The following is a 20,528-nucleotide window of genomic DNA, read 5'->3' on the forward strand; positions in this document are numbered from 1 at the left end:
GTCTCGATCTCAGGGCAGCAAACGCTCGTTCTGCACGAGGTCGTCGAAGGTTTCGCGCGCGCGGATCAGATGCGCGTGGCGGCCGTCGACCATCACCTCGGCGGCGCGGCCGCGCGTGTTGTAGTTCGAGGCCATGGTGAAGCCGTAGGCGCCGGCGGTGCGCACGGCGAGCAGATCGTCGGCGCGGATCGCCAGGCTGCGGTCCTTGCCCAGCCAGTCGCCGGATTCGCAGACCGGCCCGACGATGTCGTAAGTCTCCGCCGCCACGTCGTGGCGCTCGACGACCGGCACGATGTCCATCCAGGCCTGGTACAGCGTCGGCCGCAAGAGATCGTTCATCGCCGCGTCGACGATCGCGAAACGCTTGTCGTCGGTGCCCTTGAGGCCGAGCACGCGGGTGACGAGGATGCCGGCGTTGCCGGCGATCGCGCGGCCCGGCTCGGTGAGGATCTTCAGGTTCAGCGGCTCGAGTTTCGGCCGCAGCGCAGTCGCCCACTCGCGCGGCTCGATCGGCCGCTCGTCGCGGTAACGCACGCCGAGGCCGCCGCCGACGTCGAGATGGCGCAGCGTGATGCCGTGGCCGCGCAGGCGCTCGACCAGCGCCAGCACGCGGTCGAGCGCGTCGAGGAAAGGCTCGACCCGCAGGAGCTGCGAGCCGATGTGATTGGCGATGCCGACGATCTCGATGCCGTCGAGCTGCGCCGCCTGCACGTAGAGGCGCTCGGCGCTGGCGATGTCGACGCCGAACTTGTTGTTCTTCAGGCCGGTCGAGATGTACGGATGCGTCTTCGCGTCGACGTCCGGGTTGACGCGCAGGGCGATGCGCGCGCGCTTGTTCATCAGGCGCGCGGTGGCGTCGAGCAGATCCAGCTCGTATTCGGATTCGACGTTGAAGCAGTAGATGCCGGCGCTCAGCGCGAGGCGGATTTCCTCCTCGCTCTTGCCGATGCCGGAGAACACGACCTTGCCGGCGTCACCGCCGGCGCGCAGCACGCGCTGCAGCTCGCCGCCGGACACGATGTCGAAGCCGGCGCCGAGGCGCGCCAGGGTCTGCAGCACGGCGAGGTTCGAGTTGGCCTTGACCGCGTAGCAGACGAGATGGTCGAGGCCGGCGAGCGCGTCGTCGAAGGCATGGAAATGCCGCGTCAGCGTCGCCTTCGAATAGACGTACAGCGGCGTGCCGTAGCGCTCGGCGAGTTCGGTGACCGGCAGTTCTTCGGCGTATAGCGTGCCGTGACGCGATTCGAAATGATCCACGGGGTATCGGCTTTGAAGCGAAGGGTTACTGCGCCGGTCGTTCGGCACGGGCGTCCTGGGGAGGCGTCGTCGCGCCGGCGGCGTCGGGCTGCGCCGGCGGCGTGGCATTGCCGTCGGGCGTCGCATTCGGGGCCGGCGACGGCGCGGCGGGTGCGGCCGTCGCCTCGCTGTCGGTATCGCTGTTCGGCGCGACGACTTTCACCGGCACGGCCTTGGCGTGACGCTTCGGCGCGCCCTTGTCGGGCAGGTACAGCGCGCCGGTCTGTCCGCAGGCGGACAGCAGCAGGGCGACGCAGAGCGGGACGATCGTCTTCGGCATGGCGCAAGCAGGGGACGAGTTGCAAAGTGTAGCCTGCTTCGTCGTCGCGGCCATTGGCAGCCGCCGTAGGCGTAGCCGACAATCCGCCCATGAAGCTCCAGCAGACCGCCAGCGACGTCACGCTCGAACCCGAACGCCCGGCGCAGGCCGCCGTGATCTGGCTGCACGGCCTCGGCGCCGACGGCAACGATTTCGTGCCGCTCATTCCCGAGCTCGACCTGCCGCGCGATGCGGCGATCCGCTTCGTCTTCCCGCACGCGCCGGTGCGGCCGGTGACGCTCAACGGCGGCCTGCCGATGCGCGCCTGGTATGACATCGCCGGGCTGTCGGTCGACCAGAAGCAGGACGCCGCCGGCATCCGTGCCTCGCAGCAACGCGTGCTCGGCTACATCGCCGCGCAGCGCGCCGCCGGCATCGCCGACGCGCGCATCGTGCTCGCCGGCTTCTCGCAGGGCGGCGCCGTCACCCTGCACAGCGGTCTGCGTCTCGAGCGGCCGATCGCCGGGCTCATGGCCCTGTCCGCCTATCTGCCGCTGCACGAGACGCTGGCGGACGAAGCGACCTCGGCCGGTCTGGCGACGCCGATCTTCATCGCCCACGGCAAGCACGATCCGATCGTGCCCTACGCCTGGGGCGAAAGCACCGCGCAGGGCCTCGCCGAGCGCGGCTACGACGTGCGCTGGCACCGCTACGCGATGGCGCACGAGGTCTGCGAGGAAGAGATCGCCGATATCGGCGCCTTCCTGCGCGAGCGTCTTGCCGGCTGACCGCCGTCAGCGCGCCGCGGCGAGCGCGTGCGCGATGCGGCCGAGCGTGACGATGCCGTCGGCGACCGCCGCGCTCCATGGCATCGCGCAATTCAGGCGGATGTGATGCGCGTACTGCGCGTTCGCCGAGAACAGCGTGCCGGGACGGATGGCGATGCCGGCGCGGGCCGCGGCACGGAACATCTCGACCGAATCGACGTTCGGCGGCAGCTCGATCCACAGCACGAAGCCGCCCTGCGGCCGTGACACGCTGGTGCCCGGCGGAAACGTCTGCAGCACCGCTTCGGAGATGCGCGCGATCGAGCGCGCCAGCGCCGCGCGCAGGCCGCGCAGGTGGCGCTCGTAGCCGCCGGTTTCGAGATAGCGGCTGACCACCAGCTGCGGCAGCGAGGCGCTGGCGCAGGACAGGGTGAACTTGCGGCGGCGCAGCTCGCGCGCGTGGCGGCGGCTGGCGATCCAGCCGATGCGCAGGCCCGGCGCCAGGGTCTTGCTCAGCGAGCCGCAGTACAGCACGAGGTCGGCCTCGTCGTAGGTCTTCAGCGGCGTCGGCCGGCCGTGCACGAAGCCGAGCTCGCCGTAGACGTCGTCCTCGATCAGCGGAATGCCGCGCGCGCCCAGCGTGCGCACGACGTCGCGCTTGGCCTCGTCGGGCAGCAGGCTGCCGGTCGGGTTGTTGAAGTTCTGCACGAACAGCGCGGCGGCGATGCGGTGGCGGCTGACGGCGCGGCGCACCTCGTCGGGATCGATGCCGCGCAGCGGATCGTTCGCCACCTCGACGACGCGCAGGCCGTGCTCCTCGGCGGCCTGCAGCAGGCCGTAGAAGGTCGGCGCCTCCATCAGCAGCGTGTCGCCCGGCCGCGTCAGCGCGCGCAGACAGAGATTGATCGCCTCCATGCCGCCGGTGGTGATGACGACGTCCTCGGCGCCGACCGGCACCGCATGCGCGGCGAGGCGGCCGGCGAGCTGCTGGCGCAGGCGTTCCAGGCCCGGCGACATCAGGTATGGCATCGCCAGTTCCGGTGCGTCGCGCAGCAGCTGGCGGGTGATGCGGTTGAGGCTGGCGACCGGCAGCAGCGCCGGCACCGGCACCGAATCGCCGAAGGTCAGCGGTCCGGCGATGCGCGCTTCGAGAAAGTCCGATACCAGATCGCCGGCGATCAGGCTCGGCGCGCCGGCCGGCGCGGCGAGGGTCTGCGGCAGGCCGTTCGCGTGGCGGCCGGCGTTGACGAAATAGCCGGAGCGCGGCCGCGCGGCGATGGCGCCGAGCGCCTCGAGATGCTCGTAGGCGCGCAGCACGGTGGTGATGCTGCGGCCGGTCTGCCGCGCCAGCTCGCGCACCGAGGGCAGGCGGTCGCCGGGGCGCAGGCCGCCGCTGGAGATCTGCGCGAGCAGCTGCTGCGCGACGGCCGCGTAGTGGGGATCGCGGCCGTCGAGCTGCAGGCTGCCGCTGTGCGTGTCATCCATCGCCGGGTCCGGGGCGGGCGGCCTTCGCGGCCATGTCGCGGCGATTCTGTGCTGCATCTGTGCTGCTGTAAATGCACAGTTATGTATCTGTTATCTAACAGCCGGATGCCCAGAATAGAGGGTCGCCACCGGAGCGACCCATGCACAGCCTGATCCGCCACGCCCCTTTCCTGCAGCGCCAGCCGGCGCGCCCGCTGGCGCCGCGCGCCGGCCGCGGCATGGCGCGTCCCGGCGCCATCGAACGCCTGACGCTGGCCCTGGTCGTGCTCGGCATCGTCATCGGCGGCGCCGGCATCGCGCGCGCGCTGCTGGGCGGCTGAGGCTATTTGCGCTCGAAGCTGTACAGCACGTCGCCGCCCGATTCGACGCCGGTCTCGGTGCGGACCTTGAAGCCGCCGCCGATGTCGTACTGGATGCGGAAGGTGTGGCCGGGCTGGAACAGGCCGATGCCGTAGCTGATGAACAGCTTCGGCGACAGATACTTGCCGACCGTGAACATCGCCTGGTCGTTGGTCTCGCCGGGCTTGGCGCCGACCGTGACCTCGTCGATGCCGATCTTGGCGCCGAGCTGCGAGGCCAGCCATTCGCCGCCGGCGAGGCCGAGCGAGGTGGCGGCGTTGCCGACCATCTGTTTCTGGTCGCTGCTCGCCGTGTCGCTGAGCGGATGGCCGAGCACGAGCCAGGCGAGCTGCTGCTGCTGCGGCATGGTCGGCGTCGAGAACAGCTTGAACTCCGGCTTCTTCAGCGTGCCGCGCACGTAGAGGCCGACCGTCACGTCGTCGGTCGGCTTGCGCGTGGCGCGCACCTCGAGCGCCGGCTCGGTGACCGGGCCGCCGTTGAAGATCAGCTTGCCGGTCTCGATCGTCAGGTCCTGGCCGTAGGCCTTGTACTTGCCGTCGACGAGATTGATCTCGCCGTTGGCGCGCGTCGGCACGCCGGGCTGCTCGATCGCCTGCACCTGGCCCTTGAGCTGCGACTTGAGACCGAAGCCTTCGAAGCGCACGTCGTCGCCGAGCTTGAGCGTGACCTTGGCGTCGATGCGCAGGTCCTTGCGCTGCTGCGCGCCGGGATCGTTGCCGACCAGCACCTGGTCGCCGCTCGCCGAGACGCTGCCGTCGCCGAGCTTCTTCGGCGTGATCTCGGCCTTCGGCACCAGCACCGTGCCGTCGACCACCAGGCGCTGCTCGCCGAGCGCCGCGTGCAGGTCCGGCGACACCCAGACGCGCGCATCGCTGGTCTTCATCGCCTGGAAGTTCTCGCCGCTGATCTTCAGGTCGAACTTCAGCGGCTCGACCAGCGGATTGATCGCGCCGGAGAGGCGCAAGGTGCCGCTGTCGGACGTCGCCTCGCCGTCGAGCTGCACGTTGCCGTCACCGTCGGCGTCGGCGCGCAGGCCGATCTTTTTCAGCGCGATGCCGGGCGTCACCAGATCGACCTCGCCGTCGCGCAGTTCGAGATGGCCGTGCAGGCGCGGCGCGCCGAGCGTGCCCTCGAGCTGGAAATGCGCCTGCGCGGCGCCGGCCGAGCGGCCGACCTCGGTGTTCACCTGGCGCAGCCAGGACAGATCCGGCATCGACAGATCGAGCGTGCCCGACAGCGCGCGCTGCATGAACACCGGCCCGGCGGCGAGCGTCGCCGCGCCGCGCACCGCGCCGCCGGCGAACGGCAGCTCGAGATCGAGCCTGGTGCCCGCCGCGCCCTCGTCGTCGATCGCCAGCCGCGCCGGCTGCAGCGCGATCGGCGGCAGGCCGCCGAGCTGCCAGCGGCCGCCGCCGGTGCTGGCGTCGAGACGCAGGTCGAGCAGGCCCTGCGCGCCGAGTTCGGCGAAGCCGCTGGCCTGCAGCACGACGTCGACGTTGGCGCCGCCGAGCAGCGGCTGCAGATAGGCGAGCGAGAAGTCGGACAGCGCGAAGTCGATGCGCCGCACCGGGCCGTTGCGCTTGATGCCGGCGCAGGCGCGCGCCTCGCCGGACGACCAGCACATCGGCTCCAGCGTCACGTCCTGCGCATCGGCCGCCAGCGGCACCGGCTGCTGCAGCGTCCACGGCGCCAGTTCCGCCGGCGCGACGCGGCCGCTGGCGATCGTGCCGCGCCAGGCGAGGTGTTCGATGTCGAGCGCGCCGTGCGCGGCGAGCTCGATCCGCGCCGGCTCGCCGTCGACGTCGATGCGGATGTCGTGCGCGTCCGCCGGGCCGTGGATCGCCAGCGTCGCGGTATGCACCGTGGCGCCGACGTCGGCGTCCTGCAGCTGCAGATCGAGGTCGAGCCGGCGGCGCGGGTCGATGTCGGCCTTGAGCCGCGCGCCGCTCACATGCACGCCGGGATACGACAGCCGCGTCGCCTGCAGATCGGCGACCAGCTGCGGAAAGTCCCCGGCGCCCGGCAAGGGCCCGCGCGCGCGCAACTCGCCGCGCAGGCTGCCGGCCAGGCCCGGCCAAGCATCGGCCAGGTCCTGCGCGTCGATCCGCGCCTGCGCATCGAGCGTCGGCAACACCTGGCCCTGCGCGTCGAGCGCGACACGGCCGCTGCGCGCCTTCAGCACGTCGAAGCGCAGCGTGTCGCCGGCGTAATGGCCGCGCGCCTCGGCATCGAGCGGATAGTCGCGCAGCTTCGAATTCTCCAGCTGCACCGTGAAACTGACGTCCGGCCGCCCGCCGACGATCGCGGTCTTCGCCTCGAAGCGGCCGTTGACGATACCGGGCAGATCGGGCAGGTATTGCTCCGCTTGCAGGCCGCCGACGCGGCCGCTGCCGTCGATGCGCAGGCCCTCGCGCCAGGCGACGTCGGCCTGCGCGCGCAGCGTGCCGCCGAGCGCCTGCGCGTCGAGCCGCGCCAGATGCACGGCGGACAGCGAGCCCTTGCCTTCGGCGCTGAGGCTGAGCGGCAGCCGCGGCAGGCTCAGCCTGCCGTCGACGTCGAAGCGGTAATCGTCGAGCAGGCCCCGCCAGTGCGCCTCGCCGCCGCCGCTGGCGAATTCGCTGGCGCCGCCGGACTTGGCATCGGCCGCCGGCGGCCAGGCGATCTTGCGCCAGCGCAGCGTCAGATCGCTCGGCGTGCCGTAGCCGAAGCGGCCTTCGAGCGTCGCCACCGCGAAGCCGTCGGTATGCAGCGGCTGCAGCTCGATCGCGTCCGGGTGCAGCACGGCGATGCCGTCGAGGCGCGCGCGGCCGACCCAGGGCGTGGTCGCGGCGAGCCTTTCCAGCACCACGCGCGGGCCGCTCCAGGTCGCGGCGAGGGCGATGTCGTCGATGGCGATCGGCGCGGCCTCGCCGCCGCTGACGATGCGCAGCGCGCCGACGCGCGCGTCGTGCACGGCCAGCGCGAACGGCAGCTGCGTGAGCGCGCCCTGCGGCGGCGTCGGTTCGGCTTGCGGCGGCGTCGGCTTGATCGTCACCGTGACACGCGCGGCGCGCAGCGTCGCCACGTCGATGCGCCGCCGCGCCAGCTGCGGCAGGTCGGCGTCGAGCTCGGCATCGTCGATCTCGATGTCGACGGCATCGAGCGTGATGCGCAGGCGCGCCACTTTCAGCGGCCCCCAGAGACTGCCTTCGACGCCGTCGGCGCTGATCATGCCGGCGGTGACGCGCTCGGCGATGCGCAGGCCGAGCGCCGCGCCGGGCCCGGTGTACAGCGCGAAGACGGCGGCGCCGACCACCAGCGCCAGGCCGATGCCGAGCGCGGCGCGCACGACCGCCAGCGCCAGCCACAGGCCCTGTCGCAGGCTCGCGTTCACGGTGCGCGCCTCACAGGCCGATCCTCACGCCGAAGTGCAGGCGCACCGGCGATTCGTCGCGGTCGAGCGGGTGCGCGAGATCGAGCTGGACCGAGCCGACCGGCGAGCGGTAGCGCACGCCGGCCCCGACGCCGTAGTGCAGTTCCGGCGCCGGATGGTCGTCGGCACCGCCGCCGTCGAGGAACACGGCGGCGCCCCAGTTCTTCCATACCGGCGTCTCGAACTCGCCGCTGAACGTCGTCAGGTAATTGCCGCCGATCACATTGCCTTCGCTGTCCTTCGGGCCGAGCGACTGGTAGCCGTAGCCGCGCACCGACTCGTCGCCGCCGGCGAAGAAGCGCTGCGAGGCCGGCAGGCGGCCGAAGTCCTCGACCGAGTTGGCGCCGTACTCGTAGCGCAGCAGCAGGCGCGAGCGATTCCAGTCCACCGGCCAGGCCGCCTTGCCGATCAGGTGCAGCTGGATGAAGCTCACCGTCGACGCCATGTTGCGCGCGCCGCCGTGGACGTCGCCGAACAGCGACCAGCCCTTGCGCGTGTAGATCGTGTCGTTGAGCTCGGCACGGTTCAGCGTCAGGCCCGGCATCAGCAGATCGGCGATGACGGTGTCGGTGCCGAGATTGGAATTCTCGTGCAGGTACTTGAGGTAGTAGCGGCGCTGCCACTTGCCGGGCGAGCGCGCCAGGCCGATGCCGACGCCGCGGAGATAGCTGGTGCCGGCGTTGTAGTCCTGCTCGCCGACGTTGCCGGTGATCGAGAACAGCTCGCCGGCCTTGTTGCCGAGCGGAATGCGGTATTCGACCAGCGCCTCGTCCTTGATCTCGGAGATCTGCGTCTCGATGTGCAGGGTGTGGCCGGTGTCGTTGAGACGGCGGAAGTCGACGCCGAACAGGCCGCGCGCGCCGGTATCGGTGCCGTAGCCGAGGCCGAACTCGTAGCGCTGCGACTTGCGCGGCGTGGTGTTGATGACGAGCGGCACGCGCCGGTCGACCGCGGCGTCGCGCTGCGGCACGATCTCGACGCTGTCGAAATAGCCGAGATCGCCGAGCGCGAACTGCGTGTCGAGCAGCACCTGCGGGTCGTAGACCGCGCCCGGCTTGATCGGCACGTAGCGGCGCAGGAAACCGTCGTCCAGCTTGCGCGAGCCGTCCTGCTGCACGATGGTGAAATCACCGAAGCGGTACTGCGGCCCGGTCTCGAAGTGCAGCACCGCCTCGGCCGTGTTGTCCGACGGCTTCACGCGCAGCTCGGAGAGGATGTAGTGCGCGTCGAGGTAGCCCTTGGCGTAGGCGGCGCTGGCGAGCAGCGACTTGGCCTCGTCGTAATCGCTGTGCAGCAGCGGCTGGCCTTCTTCGAGGCGCCGGCGCATGCGGCGCTGCTCGCGCTCGAAGTCCTCGGCGCCGGGTCCGCTGATGTCGAGGTCGACGTGCGTCAGCGTCGTGCGCGGGCCGGGGTCGATGGTGTACGTGGCGCGCCATTGCGGCGCCTCGCCTTCGAGATGCGCGTCGATGAACGGGTTGTAGTAGCCGAACGGGCGCAGCGCCTCGCGCAGCTGCGGGCCGGCCTGGCGGTGCAGGCGCTCGACCGTGGCCTGGTCGAGGTCCTTGCGCGCCGCCTCGTCGCGGATCGTCAGATAGGCCTCCGCATTGCTCTTCAGCTCGCCGCTGACGCCGAGCACCTCGACGCGGATCTCGGCGCGCGCCAGCGACGGCAGCAGCAGGGCACAGCACAGCAAGGCGCGAAAAAAGGTCGACACGGAGGGAAGGAGCGGACTTTGTTGACGTTACGGCCGGTCGGAGCCGCAGTATTATCCATGTGCCGCCCGAATTGCCTGCCGCGCCGTTCGGGCCGCGCGATGTTCCGTCTGTCCGGGGTGTGCGATGAATCCGATGACGCTGTATATCGGCAGCAAGAGGCTGTCGTCGTGGTCGCTGCGGCCCTGGCTGCTGATGCGCCATCACGAACTGCCGTTCGACGAAAAGGTCATCGCCCTCGACACGCCGGAGACGCACGCGCAGATCCTCCTGCACTCGCCCAGCGGCCGCGTGCCGGCGCTCGAACACGGCGAGCTGCGCGTCTGGGAATCGCTGGCGATCTGCGAATACCTCGCCGAGACCTACGCGCTGCCGCGCGCCTGGCCGTTGCAGCCGGCGGCGCGGGCGATGGCGCGCTCGATCAGTCACGAGATGCACAGCGGCTTCGCCGATCTGCGCCGCGAGCTGCCGTTCAACGCCACCCGCGCGCCGGGCCGTACCGCGGTATCGCCGGCGGTGGAGGCCGACATCGTGCGCATCCGCCAGATCTGGCGCGAGGCGCGCCGCCAGTACGGCACCGACGGCGAATGGCTGTTCGGCAAGTTCGGCATCGCCGACGCGATGTACGCGCCGGTGGCGATCCGCTTCTTCATCTATGACATCGCCCTCGACGGCGTCGAGCGCGACTACATGCACAGCGTGATCCTGCATCCGGCCGTGCAGGAATGGATGGAAGCGGCGACGCTCGAGCAGGCCGATTCGCCGATGGAGCGCACCCAGGAAGTGCAGTACGACGACCAGGCGGAACCGCCGCCCGAGAGTCTGCCGCCGAGCAGTCCGATCGCCGCCGCCGCCGCCGCCATCAACGGCAAGGCCGAGCTGCCGAAGGTGCGTTCGTTCCAGCTGCCGAGCGACTGAACAGCCCGTCCGCCGCGCCGGCGGGGCACGAGGATCGGGCGCGGCGTCGCACACGCCGCGCGCCGCGATTCGCCGAATCCTCAGCCCGGTCCTGCCGCCGCCCAGGAACCGGCAGCCGGACCTGACCGATGCTCGCCGGAATACTCTACGCGCTCGCCGCCGGCCTCATGTGGGGCCTGGTCTTCGTCAATCCCCTGCTGCTGGCGGACTATCCGGCGGCGCTGCTGTCGGTCGGCCGCTACCTCGCCTTCGGCCTGCTCGCGCTCGGCCTCGCCTGGTTCGACCGCGCGACGCTGCGCCGGCTGCGGCGCGCCGACTGGAGCGAGGCCCTGAAGCTCGCCGCGATCGGCAACCTGCTCTACTACCTGTGCCTGGCCAGTGCCATCCAGCGCGCCGGCGCGCCGCTGCCGACCATGATCATCGGCACCCTGCCGGTGGTCATCGCCATCTGCGCGAACCTGCGCGACGCGCGGCGTGACGGCCGCCTGCCCTGGGCGCGGCTGGCGCCCTCGCTGCTGCTGATCGCCGCCGGCATCGCCTGCGTCAACCGTGCCGAATGGCAGGCGCTGCGCGCCGCGCCGCACGCCGATCCCGGACCTTACCTCTCCGGCGCGCTGCTGGCCGGCGTCGCCGTCGCCTGCTGGACCTGGTATCCGCTGCGCAACGCCGACTGGCTGCGCCGCCATCCCGACCGCAGTCCGCGCGGCTGGGCGACGGCACAGGGCCTCGCGACCCTGCCGCTGGCCCTGCTCGGCTATGGCCTGCTGTGGTTGTTCATGCCGGCGCTGCGCGCCGATTTCGCGATGCCGCTCGGCCCGCGGCCGCTGTTCTTCGTGGCGATGATGCTGGCGATCGGTCTGTGCGCGTCCTGGCTCGGCACGCTGTGCTGGAACGCCGCGAGCCAGCGCCTGCCGACGGCGCTCGCCGGCCAGCTGATCGTCTTCGAGACGCTTGCCGCGCTGGCTTACGCCTATCTGCTGCGGCGCGAATGGCCGCCGGCGCTGACCCTGCTCGGCATCGCGCTGCTGGTGTGCGGCGTGCTGTGGGCGACGACGCGCCTCAAGCCGCCGCCGCCGCCGGCGACGCTCAGCGAGCCGTAGGCGGCGCTGCCTCGACGGGCGCCGGCGCCTCGCCCTTCAGCTCCACCGCCTGCGTCGCGCCGTAAGGTCGCACGTCGAAGCCGCGCTGGCGCAGCGCCGGCACCAGGCCGTCGGGGCCGACGAGATGGGCGGCGCCGACGATGACGAACTGTGGCTCCGGCCGTTGCAGCCGCGCGCCCAGCGCGGTCAGCCAGTTGCGGTTGCGCTCGGCGAGCAGGCGTTCGTAGAGACGCGGGTGCTCGCGCTGCATGTCGGTGACCAGCGACTCGACGAAACTCCAGTCGCCGTTCTGCCAGGCCCTGAACAGCGCTGCGGGCTGCTCGTCGGGATCGCTGTCCTCGTCGAGCGTGGCGGTCAGGAACTCGCGACCGAGCTCGGCGCCCATGCCGGCGAACAGCTTGAGGTGATCGCGCGGCGCCTCGAACCAGGTGATGGTCTTGTTGTCGGCCGCGGCGCGCGCGTAGAAATGCTGGTCGAGGCCGAGCGCCGCGTCGAAGCCCTGCGCCTGGAAGCTGAAGACGTCGAGCGTCATCGCGCAGAACCAGGCCGCGTAGGGATCGCAGATGTTGTCGGGCAGGCCGTACTGGCGGGCACGCGCCTGCACGCGGGCGTACAGCTCCGGCGAGACCTCCTCGTGCAGGTTCTTGCTGCGCGCCACGGCGAGCAGCTCCTTCTGCATTTCCGGCGCGTCGAGCGAGGCGAGATCGCTCTCGAACACCAGCGTGTCGGCTTTCGCATAGGCCGCTTCCAGTCCCGGCGGCAGCGGATGCGCGGCCTGCGGCAGCAGGTGCACCGAGCCGAGCAGGTAATGGGTGATGGCGCCGACATGCACTTCCCAGAGAAACGGCGCGGCGACCCGCGCGGCCGGAGCGGGCGCCGCCGGCACCGGCGCGGCCGCGGCCGCCGGCGCGCCGAGGCACAGCGCCAGGATCAGGCCCAGAAGGACGAAACCCCCGCGGCCGCGACGGCAACGGGGGCTCGATGTCGCGCGCAGCGCGCGCTTCATGCCCCGGCCCCGGCCGCGTCGCCGATCAGCCAGTTCGCGCCGGCCGGTCCGTCGCCGCCGAGCGCGGCGAAGTCGAACAGCCGGGTGTCGGCGAGCTGCGAGGGCGCGACGTTGGTCAGCGAGGCGAACACCTGCTCGATGCGGGCCGGGTGCTCCTTTTCCCAGGCTTCCATCATCCGCCGCACCTGCTTGCGCTGCAGCTGCTCCTGCGAGCCGCACAGATTGCAGGGGATGATCGGGAACTCGCGGAGACGCGCGTATTCGGCGATGTCGCGCTCGCGGCAGTAGGCGAGCGGGCGGATGACGACGTTGCGGCCGTCGTCGGACTGCAGCTTCGGCGGCATCGCCGCGAGCTTGCCGCCGTGGAACAGATTGAGAAAGAAGGTCGCGACGATGTCGTCCTTGTGATGGCCGAGCGCGATCTTGGTGTAGCCGTGTTCGGCGGCGTAGCTGTACAGCGCGCCGCGGCGCAGGCGCGAGCACAGCGAGCACATGGTCTTGCCTTCCGGGATCACGCGCTTGACCACCGAATACGTGTCCTGCTCGATGATGTGCCAGTCGACGCCGAGCGACCTCAGGTATTGCGGCAGCACGTGCTCGGGAAAGCCCGGCTGCTTCTGGTCGAGGTTGACGGCGGTGAGCTGGAACTTCACCGGTGCCTTGGCCTGCAGCTGCAGCAGCAGGTCGAGCATGGTGTAGCTGTCCTTGCCGCCGGACAGCGCGACCATCACCTTGTCGCCGTCGCGGATCATGTTGTAGTCCATGATCGCCTGGCCCACCTGGCGGCGCAGACGCTTGGCGAGCTTGTTCTGCTCGCGGCGGTCTTCCGGCGCGAGCGGCGCCATGGCGTCGGCGAGCGGTGGCGTGGCGAGGGCTTCGGCGGCGACAGCGGACATCGTGCAACCCGGTGACAAGGCGATGCGCATTGTCGCACGACGCGCCGCACGTCAAAAATTTGGCGCGATACCGGGATTGTCCCGATGCGGCCACGGCGGCGGCATGCACACATCCGGGGCGGACTGCAGGGAACGTCGCGAGGCGAGCGGCCGCAACCCATCCCCCGGGGGAGTCGTCGCATGCGTGAGGGAAGAGACTGCGCGCCCTGCCGCCGCCGGCCGGCGGACCCCCGCTGCGCCCGGCGCCGCGGCGCCGGGCGCGTGCCGCGCAGCTCGAACGCGAGAAGGCGCAGTGCAAGACGCATCTGTCCGAACTGCTCGGCGGGCGTCCGCTCACCTAGGCCGATCTGGCGGCGATGAAGGGGGTCGAGAAGCGCGGCGACGGCAAGCTGTATCTGTCGCGCGTCGCCACCGACGACGGCCGCAAGGTCAGCCTCGTCATCGATCCGCGCGGCTGCGTCGTCACCGTGCGCGTCAAATGAGGTGCCGCCGCTCATGGCCGGTTCATCGCGCGATCTGTAAAAATCGGCCGCCCTCGCCGGCACCCCGGACCGTCATACAGGATCGCGACGCATGCTCAGCCGCCGCCGTTTCATCGCTGCCTCTTCCTCGTTCGCCACGCTCGCCGCACTCGGACTGACGCCGGAGGCCTTCGCCGCGCAGGGCCTGCGCCTCGGCAAGGCCCGGGCTTTTTCGTATGACGCGCTCGTTGCGCAGGCGCGCGCGCTGGCGGCCGCGCCATACGCGCCGCCGCCGAAGCTGCCGCGCGAGGTGCTCGAGAAGATCGACTACGAAGCGCACGGCAAGATCCACTTCAAGACCGACGAGGCCCTGTTCGCCCACGGCCCCGGCCCGTTTCCCGTGACCTTCTTCCATCTCGGCCGCTACTTCCAGACGCCGGTGCACATGCACCTGCTCGACGCGGCCGGCACGGCGGCGCAGGAGATCGTCTACGACCCGCGCTACTTCGACATGCCGGCCGACAGCCCGGCGCGGCTGTTGCCGAAGGGCGCCGGCTTCGCCGGCTTCCGTTTTCAGGAGAGCAGGCTCGGCGACCAGGCCAGGCTGCCCTGGCAGAAGAACGACTGGGTCGCCTTCCTCGGCGCCTCGTACTTCCGCGCCATCGGCGCGCTCTACCAATACGGCCTGTCGGCGCGCGGCATCGCGCTCGAGGTGGCGCAGCCGGATCGCCCGGAGGAGTTCCCGAGCTTCACGCAGTTCTATTTCCTGCCGCCCAAGGACGGCAGCGATACGGTGACCGTCTTCGCGCTGCTCGAAGGCGCGAGCCTCGCCGGCGCCTATCGCTTCGTCATGCGGCGCGACGCGGCGGTGGTCATGGACATCGAGTGCGCGCTGTTCCTGCGCCGTGACGTGGCGCGCTTCGGCATCGCGCCGGCCACCTCGATGTACTGGTTCTCCGAGACGGTGAAGGCCACCGGCATCGACTGGCGGCCGGAAGTGCACGATTCCGACGGCCTCGCCATCTGGAACGGCAACGGCGAGCGCATCTGGCGGCCGCTCAACAATCCGCCGCGCACCATGGCCTCGGCGTTCGGCGACAAGAACCCGCGCGGCTTCGGTCTCTTGCAGCGCGACCGCAACTTCGATCACTACCAGGACGGCGTGAACTACGACCGCCGTCCGAGCCTGTGGGTCGAGCCGCTCGGCGACTGGGGCGAAGGCAGCGTGCAGCTGATCGAGATCCCGACCGACGACGAGATCCACGACAACATCGTCGCCATGTGGGTGCCGAAGGCGCCGGCCAGCGCCGGCAGCGAATACCGGCTGAAGTACCGCCTGCACTGGCTCGCCGATGAACCCTACCCGACGCCGCTCGCCCGCTGCGTGGCGACGCGCCTCGGCAACGGCGGCGAACCCGGCAAGCCGCGTCCGCTCGGCGTGCGCAAGTTCATGGTCGAGTTCCTCGGCGGACCGCTCGAAAAGCTGCCGTTCGGCGTCAGGCCGGAAGCGGTGCTGAGCAGCTCGCGCGGCTCGTTCTCCTACGTGTTCTGCGAAGCGGTGCCGGACGGCGTGCCCGGCCACTGGCGCGCGCAGTTCGATCTGACGACGACCGGCGACGAGCCGGTCGACATGCGCCTGTACCTGAAGAGCGGCGAGCAGACGCTATCGGAGACCTGGCTCTACCAGTACCACCCGTTCGCGCCGAGCAAGAGTCACGGCTGAGGCCGGCGCCGGCTGTCGCGTGGCGCCCGGCCAGGCGGTTGCGCGCAGATCGCCTGCATCGGGATGCTCGGGCCGAAGGTGACGGTGCCGCACCGATCGCGCGCTCGCTGAGCGAGACGTCGCTGAGGCCGCGCCGGTCCACGCCCTTGACGGCGCGCCGCAACAGGCGGCTGATGATCAGCACGCGCTCGGTGGTGAGGCCGTAATACGTGCGCGAGCGCTGATACGCATCGACGAAGAAGCGACCGACGATCATGTAGGCGCCGATCAGCACGAACGGAATGCCCCATAGCGCGAAGGCGCCCAGCTCGGACGCGGGATTTTTTCGGTTTCAAAAGTCTGCGGGTCCGTCATGGGGGAATCGCTCGCGGTGCGCCGCCGAAGACGGCGATGCATCCTGCCATGCGCCACGGCGCTTCGCTGCGACCGGCAGCGGCTCGCCTGCGCGTATCGGCGGCGACATGCGACCATTCGTCACGCGCTGGCTGCCGCAGGCCGCCATGCCGCGCAGCGGTCATGCGGACCGCGCATGCTGACGCGATCGTCGCCTGCCCGGGACCCGCGCCGCGACCGCCGACCACGGAACACCATGCCTGCCGCCATTCGCTGCCTGCTGCTGCTCTCTTTCGCCGCCTGCCTGCCGGCGCACGCCCTCGACGCCGAGGCGGCACCGTCCGCGAATTTCGCGCTCGGCCACTGGAAGCTGACCTTGCCGGTCGACGGCATGGGCGGCAAGCATGGCGTCGCCGCCGAGATTCCGCCGTCGATGCTCGCTGCCGGCTACCGTTCGACCTGGTTCCATACCGCGCTCGACGGCGGCCTCGAATTCCGCGCGCCGGTCGACGGCGCGACCACCGCGGGCTCCGACTATCCGCGCTCGGAACTGCGCGAGATGCTGAACCCGGACGACGACAACCAGAACTGGTCCGCCGCCGGCAAGGCGGAGCTCGCGGCCAATTGCGCGATCCTGCGGGTGCCCTCGAGCACCGGCAAGCTCGTCATCGGCCAGATCCACGCCTTCGACGGCCCGCCGCTGCTCAAGCTGCGCTACCAGTATCAGGGGGCCGGCAAGGGCGGCCGCCTCGACGCGCTGGTCAACACGCATCCGACCGATGCCGGCAGCACGGCCTACGCGCTCGCCGAGGGCATCGCCCTGCGCGAGGCCTTCGACTATCGCATCGCCGTCGAGGGCGGCGTGATGACCTTGCAGGCGGCGGGTGGCGAAACGGTGCGCCTGCCGATCGCCGGCGACTGGTCCGCCTACCGCTTCTACTTCAAGGCCGGCGTCTATGTGCAGGCCAGCGGCAACAGCAGCCTCGATGGCGCCGTGGCGCGCTTCTACCGGCTCGCCGTCGCGCACTGAGCGTCCATCGCAAGCCGCGCTCAGCGCAGCGCTTCGTCGATGCGGTGCCGCGCCGTCGCGTCGTCGAGCCCGGCGATCTCGAACAACTTCTGACTCTGCGTGTCGCCGCGCCGCAGGCTGATCGCCGACTTCGGCAGGCGCAGCGTCTCGGCGAGCAGCGCCTGCACGGCGGCATTGGCCTTGCCGCGTTCGGGCACGGCGGTGACGGCGAGCTTCAGGGCCTCGCCATGCCAGCCGAGCAGCGCATTGCGCGAAGCCCCGGGCGTGACCTTGACGGCGAGCTTCACGACGCCGACGCGCGACGCAGCAGGTCCGCGTAGAAGCGCACCATGCCGGCGAACTCGCTGACCGCGATGCGTTCGTCCGTGCCGTGGATGCGTTCGAGATCGCGCGCGTCGAGGCGGCCCGGCAGGAAGTTGCAGCGCTCGTCGACCACCTCCGCGTAGTGACGCAGATCGGTCGCGCCGACCACGAGGCCGGGCACGGTCACCGCGTCCGGATACACGGCGGCGATGCTGTCGCGCAGCAGCGCGAAGCCCGGGCCGTGGCCGTCCGACGCCGGCGAGGCTTCGTTGGCGAACTTCTGCTGCGCGCGGACGTCGACGGCCGGATCGGCGATCGTGCCGACGATGTGCCGCTCGACGTCGGCGATCGTGTCGCCCGGCAGCAGGCGGAAGTTGACGATGGCCAGCGCCTCGCCGGGCAGCACGTTGTCCTTGACGCCGGCGCGGAACACGGTCGGCGCGGTCGTGGTGCGGATCAGCGCATCGGTGACCGGCTGCCGTGCGAACTGGCGCAGCAGCAGCGGCTCGAACAGCCAGCGGTTGGCGATCGCCAGGCGCTGCACGAAGGGCAGCCGCGGCGCCAGGGTTTCCAGCATCGTCGCGGTGGCCGGCGTCAGATGCGCCGGCATCGGCTGCGCTTCGAGACGGGCGACGGCGCGCGCGAGCCGGCCGATCGCCGTCACCGCCGGCGGCATCGAGGAATGCCCGCCGCGTTCGTGCGTGCGCAGTTCGAAGGACACGTAGCCCTTCTCGGCGACCATGATCGACGCCACTGGCGCGCTGACACCGGCGACCACGCCGCGCGTGATCGCGCCGCCCTCGTCGACCGCGAAACGCGCGCGGATGCCGCGGTCCTTCAGCAGCGCGGCGATGCGCCCGGCGCCGTCATCGCCGCCGCTTTCCTCGTCGTGGCCGAAGGCGAAGTACAGCGTGCGCCGCGGAACGTAGCCCTGCGCGAGCAGCGCCTCGACCGCTTCGAGCTGCGCGATCAGGCTGCCCTTGTCGTCGAGCGTGCCGCGGCCCCAGATGTAGCCGTCGGCGATGTCGCCGGAGAACGGTGCGTGCTGCCAGCGCGATGCGCCGTCGACCGGCACCACGTCCTGGTGCGCGAGCATGAGCACCGGCGGCAGGCTCGCGTCGCGGCCGGCCCAGCGATACAGCAGGCCGTGCGCGCCGACCGTCTCGACGCCGAGCGTCGCGTGCACGCGCGGATACTGGCTGCGCAGCAGCGCCGCCAGCGCCGCGAAGGCCGCATCGTTCGCTGCGTCGGCGCTCGGCGAGACGGTGGCGATGCGCACGGCGGCGGCGAGTCGCGCCGCCGCGGCATCGGCGTCGACGGCCAGGGGCGTCGCCGTGACGCTGCTGCCGACCGCCGCCGGCAGGCGCAGCAGGCCGACGCCGAGAACCGCGGCAAGGCCGAGCAGAATGATCGCGAAGGCGGTGATGAGGGCGCGCATGCGCCGAGTATAGGCAGCGCCTGCCGCGCCGCGCGGCGGGCCTAGCCGAGCAGGCCGCCGATCACGGCGCCGAGCAGCAGACCGCCGACCTGCAGCGCAACCAGCACCGGCGCGCCCATGCTGGCGACGACGCCGATCAGCGGCAGGCCGGCGAACAGGCTGGCGGTAAAGAACAGCAGACTGCCGATCAAGAGCGCCGGCAGCAGCGCCGCGCACAGCGCGGCGAGCGGCCCGTTGGCGATCTTGCCGCCGACGACGCCGGCGCACAGCGTGCCCAGACCCGGAATCCAGCTGAGCAGGATGCTCAGCATCAGCATCAGCGACATGCCCGCGGCGATGTCGCCGCGATGCGTGAAGGTGATCGTGCCCATTCCCAACCCTCCGCTGTTCGTCACAAGTCCCTGTGACGATCCGCTCGCGCGGCCCTTGCCCATGCCCGCGCCCTTTGCAGGCCGCGGCCGCCGAGTTCCTTGCCGGCGGGCACGCCGTGTGCGACGTGCGGAATGGGTCCCCGCGGCGATCTTCGGCGAGAAGACCGAGGCACCGCAAGGCCGGCCAGCGTAGGCATTTGCCGCGCGCGCCGTCGGGGCATGCCCGGGCGGCGCGGACCCATCTGCTACCATGCCCCTCCTTTTTCACGCAGATTCGGTCCCATCATGGAAATCGCAGACCAGCGCGTCGTCTACATCCACTACACGCTCACCAACGACAAGGGCGAAGTGCTCGACAGCTCGCAGGGCAGCGAGCCGCTGGCCTATCTGCACGGTGCCGGCAACATCATTCCGGGTCTCGAAAAGGCGCTGATCGGCAAGACGATCGGCGACAAGCTGACGGTCAAGGTGTCGCCGGCCGAAGGTTACGGCGAGCGCAGCGAGCAGCTGATCCAGCAGGTGCCGCGCCGCGCCTTCCAGGGCGTCAAGGACATCCAGCCGGGCATGAGCTTCCACGCGCAGGGCGCCAATGGCCCGATGCAGGTCACGGTGACGCGCGTGGTCGGCGACATGGTCACGGTCGACGGCAACCATCCGCTGGCCGGCGAGACGCTGAACTTCGATGTCGAAGTCACCGAAGTCCGCGCCGCGACCGCCGAGGAGATGTCGCACGGCCACGTGCACGGCGCCGGCGGCCATCACCACTGAGGGGCAAGCCGCGGCAGCGAAAAGGGCGCCTGGCGGCGCCCTTCTTCGTTTGAGGCGCGGCCCGCGCTCAGGGCGCCACTTCGCGCGCGAACTGGTAGTTCCAGTCGTCGCGCTGACGCACGAGACGCAGGTCCTGCCAGAGCACGAACGGGCGCGTGTGCAGGATCTGCCCCACTTCGCTGACCGAGAGGTCGAGGCTGCTGGCGATGCGCAGGGCGCCGCTGACGTATTCCGAGCGGCCGCTCTTCTCGTGGCGCAGCTGCGGCCACTGGCGGCGGAACAGCGGCCGGTAGGCGTCCGGATCGCGCGGCTGGAATTCGATCTGGTAGAGGCGGTCGTTGAAGAACTGCAGTTCGAGCTTGCCGGGCTGATCGAGGTGCTGGTAATCGTCGACCTCGATGAGGTCGAGGTCGCTCGGCGGCACGCCTTCCGGCACCTTGGCGTGGCGCGAACTCAGCTGCGGCGCGTAGTGCGCCTGCTCCAGCGCCTTGTAGACCTCGTCGACGCCGGCGTAGCTGCGGAACGGCGGGAAGAAGCTCAGGCGCTGCGCTTCGGGCACCACGCCCATGTACGCCGCGCGCACGCCGTCGACGGTGATCGGTTCTTCGGCCGGCGGCGCCGCGCCGGGCGCGGGCCCGGCGGCCGGTGCCGATGGAGTCGGCGCGGCGACGCTGGCGGACGCCGGCGCGGTCGGGGCCGGCGCTTTCTGCGGCCACCAGGCGCGCGCCAGCAGGCCGATGACGACCAGCGCCAGCAGCGCGGCCAGCCAGCGCAGCGGCCGCCAGCGCGCCCACCAGGCCGGCGGTTGGTTCGGCGTGCCGCGCGTCGCCGCGCTCTGCGGCGGTTTCCCCTGCGTCGTCAAGGCGCTCTCCCCTCGCGTTCGGTCATCG

General features: G+C 71.0%; 19 protein-coding genes. 8 read left to right on the forward strand and 11 right to left on the reverse strand.

The window, feature by feature from the left end:
• Positions 1–9 precede the first annotated feature (9 nt).
• The gene (gene lysA / locus K344_RS0114010) at positions 10–1,257 is read right to left on the reverse strand and encodes a diaminopimelate decarboxylase (protein WP_028081194.1); all 1,248 of its coding nucleotides are present in this window, start codon (positions 1,255–1,257) and stop codon (positions 10–12) included.
• Positions 1,258–1,282: 25 nt separating this feature from the next.
• The gene (gene lptM / locus K344_RS0114015; protein WP_028081195.1) at positions 1,283–1,576 is read right to left on the reverse strand and encodes an LPS translocon maturation chaperone LptM; all 294 of its coding nucleotides are present in this window, start codon (positions 1,574–1,576) and stop codon (positions 1,283–1,285) included.
• Positions 1,577–1,665: 89 nt separating this feature from the next.
• On the opposite strand from lptM, the gene K344_RS0114020 reads away from it, so the two are divergent.
• Positions 1,666–2,343: an alpha/beta hydrolase gene (locus tag K344_RS0114020; RefSeq protein WP_028081196.1), complete on the forward strand. Its 678-nt coding sequence runs from the start codon at positions 1,666–1,668 to the stop codon at positions 2,341–2,343.
• Between the two features lie 6 nt (positions 2,344–2,349).
• Here K344_RS0114020 and K344_RS0114025 read toward each other — a convergent pair whose 3' ends face one another.
• A complete protein-coding gene (locus K344_RS0114025) occupies positions 2,350–3,807 on the reverse strand; it encodes an aminotransferase-like domain-containing protein (RefSeq protein WP_028081197.1) in 1,458 nt (485 codons plus the stop codon).
• Between the two features lie 140 nt (positions 3,808–3,947).
• Between K344_RS0114025 and K344_RS0114030 the strand changes: the two genes are divergently transcribed.
• The gene (locus tag K344_RS0114030; RefSeq protein WP_028081198.1) at positions 3,948–4,127 is read left to right on the forward strand and encodes a hypothetical protein; all 180 of its coding nucleotides are present in this window, start codon (positions 3,948–3,950) and stop codon (positions 4,125–4,127) included.
• Positions 4,128–4,129: 2 nt separating this feature from the next.
• On the opposite strand, the gene K344_RS0114035 is transcribed toward K344_RS0114030, so the two are convergent.
• Together K344_RS0114035 and K344_RS0114040 are read right to left on the reverse strand one after the other, a co-directional pair.
• Entirely contained in the window at positions 4,130–7,540 is a 3,411-nt protein-coding gene (locus K344_RS0114035; RefSeq protein ID WP_028081199.1) for a translocation/assembly module TamB domain-containing protein, read from the reverse strand.
• A 10-nt stretch (positions 7,541–7,550) separates the two neighbouring features.
• Complete coding sequence (locus K344_RS0114040; protein ID WP_043114495.1) at positions 7,551–9,293, reverse strand: autotransporter assembly complex protein TamA; 1,743 nt, start codon at positions 9,291–9,293, stop codon at positions 7,551–7,553.
• A gap of 124 nt (positions 9,294–9,417) precedes the next feature.
• Between K344_RS0114040 and K344_RS0114045 the strand changes: the two genes are divergently transcribed.
• Together K344_RS0114045 and K344_RS0114050 are read left to right on the forward strand one after the other, a co-directional pair.
• The gene (locus tag K344_RS0114045; RefSeq protein ID WP_028081201.1) at positions 9,418–10,209 is read left to right on the forward strand and encodes a glutathione S-transferase family protein; all 792 of its coding nucleotides are present in this window, start codon (positions 9,418–9,420) and stop codon (positions 10,207–10,209) included.
• A gap of 128 nt (positions 10,210–10,337) precedes the next feature.
• Positions 10,338–11,309, forward strand: a complete 972-nt coding sequence (locus K344_RS0114050) for a DMT family transporter (RefSeq protein WP_028081202.1) — start codon at positions 10,338–10,340, stop codon at positions 11,307–11,309.
• Here K344_RS0114050 and K344_RS0114055 read toward each other — a convergent pair.
• Together K344_RS0114055 and ttcA are read right to left on the reverse strand one after the other, a co-directional pair.
• Complete coding sequence (locus K344_RS0114055) at positions 11,296–12,315, reverse strand: TraB/GumN family protein (protein WP_028081203.1); 1,020 nt, start codon at positions 12,313–12,315, stop codon at positions 11,296–11,298. The two genes, K344_RS0114050 and K344_RS0114055, sit on opposite strands and share 14 nt — an antisense overlap.
• On the reverse strand, positions 12,312–13,211 hold the full coding sequence (gene ttcA / locus K344_RS0114060; protein WP_043114497.1) for a tRNA 2-thiocytidine(32) synthetase TtcA: 900 nt from the start codon (positions 13,209–13,211) through the stop codon (positions 12,312–12,314). The genes K344_RS0114055 and ttcA overlap by 4 nt, the downstream gene beginning before the upstream one ends.
• 356 nt (positions 13,212–13,567) lie before the next feature.
• Here ttcA and K344_RS24850 point away from each other — a divergent pair, with 356 nt between their 5' ends.
• The 3 genes from K344_RS24850 to K344_RS21815 all read left to right on the forward strand — a co-directional run bounded on the left by K344_RS24850 (position 13,568) and on the right by K344_RS21815 (position 16,758).
• Complete coding sequence (locus tag K344_RS24850; RefSeq protein ID WP_281169460.1) at positions 13,568–13,693, forward strand: hypothetical protein; 126 nt, start codon at positions 13,568–13,570, stop codon at positions 13,691–13,693.
• Positions 13,694–13,784: 91 nt separating this feature from the next.
• Positions 13,785–15,395: an OpgD/OpgG family glucan biosynthesis protein gene (locus K344_RS0114070; RefSeq protein WP_028081205.1), complete on the forward strand. Its 1,611-nt coding sequence runs from the start codon at positions 13,785–13,787 to the stop codon at positions 15,393–15,395.
• Positions 15,396–15,984: 589 nt separating this feature from the next.
• Entirely contained in the window at positions 15,985–16,758 is a 774-nt protein-coding gene (locus K344_RS21815; RefSeq protein ID WP_051362235.1) for a polysaccharide lyase family 7 protein, read from the forward strand.
• Positions 16,759–16,778: 20 nt separating this feature from the next.
• Here the strand turns inward: K344_RS21815 and K344_RS0114080 are convergent, their stop codons facing one another.
• Genes K344_RS0114080 through K344_RS0114090 form a run of 3 tightly spaced genes read right to left on the reverse strand, consistent with a single transcriptional unit; the run spans position 16,779 to position 18,870 of the window.
• Positions 16,779–17,045, reverse strand: a complete 267-nt coding sequence (locus tag K344_RS0114080; RefSeq protein ID WP_028081206.1) for a DUF167 domain-containing protein — start codon at positions 17,043–17,045, stop codon at positions 16,779–16,781.
• Positions 17,042–18,499: a M20/M25/M40 family metallo-hydrolase gene (locus tag K344_RS21820; RefSeq protein WP_043114499.1), complete on the reverse strand. Its 1,458-nt coding sequence runs from the start codon at positions 18,497–18,499 to the stop codon at positions 17,042–17,044. Before K344_RS21820 ends, K344_RS0114080 begins: the two co-directional genes overlap by 4 nt.
• Before the next feature lie 41 nt (positions 18,500–18,540).
• Positions 18,541–18,870, reverse strand: a complete 330-nt coding sequence (locus K344_RS0114090) for a hypothetical protein (protein WP_043114501.1) — start codon at positions 18,868–18,870, stop codon at positions 18,541–18,543.
• 285 nt (positions 18,871–19,155) lie between these two features.
• Between K344_RS0114090 and K344_RS0114095 the strand changes: the two genes are divergently transcribed.
• Positions 19,156–19,638, forward strand: coding sequence for an FKBP-type peptidyl-prolyl cis-trans isomerase (locus K344_RS0114095; RefSeq protein WP_028081208.1), 483 nt, complete (start codon positions 19,156–19,158; stop codon positions 19,636–19,638).
• A gap of 67 nt (positions 19,639–19,705) precedes the next feature.
• Here the strand turns inward: K344_RS0114095 and K344_RS24480 are convergent, their stop codons facing one another.
• Positions 19,706–20,500 carry a hypothetical protein gene (locus K344_RS24480; protein WP_028081209.1) on the reverse strand — a complete coding sequence of 265 codons (795 nt, stop codon included), beginning with the start codon at positions 20,498–20,500 and terminating at the stop codon, positions 19,706–19,708.
• Between the last annotated feature and the right edge of the window lie 28 nt (positions 20,501–20,528).

The organism is Solimonas soli DSM 21787 (assembly GCF_000474945.1).
Taxonomy (GTDB): Bacteria; Pseudomonadota; Gammaproteobacteria; order Nevskiales; family Nevskiaceae; genus Solimonas; species Solimonas soli.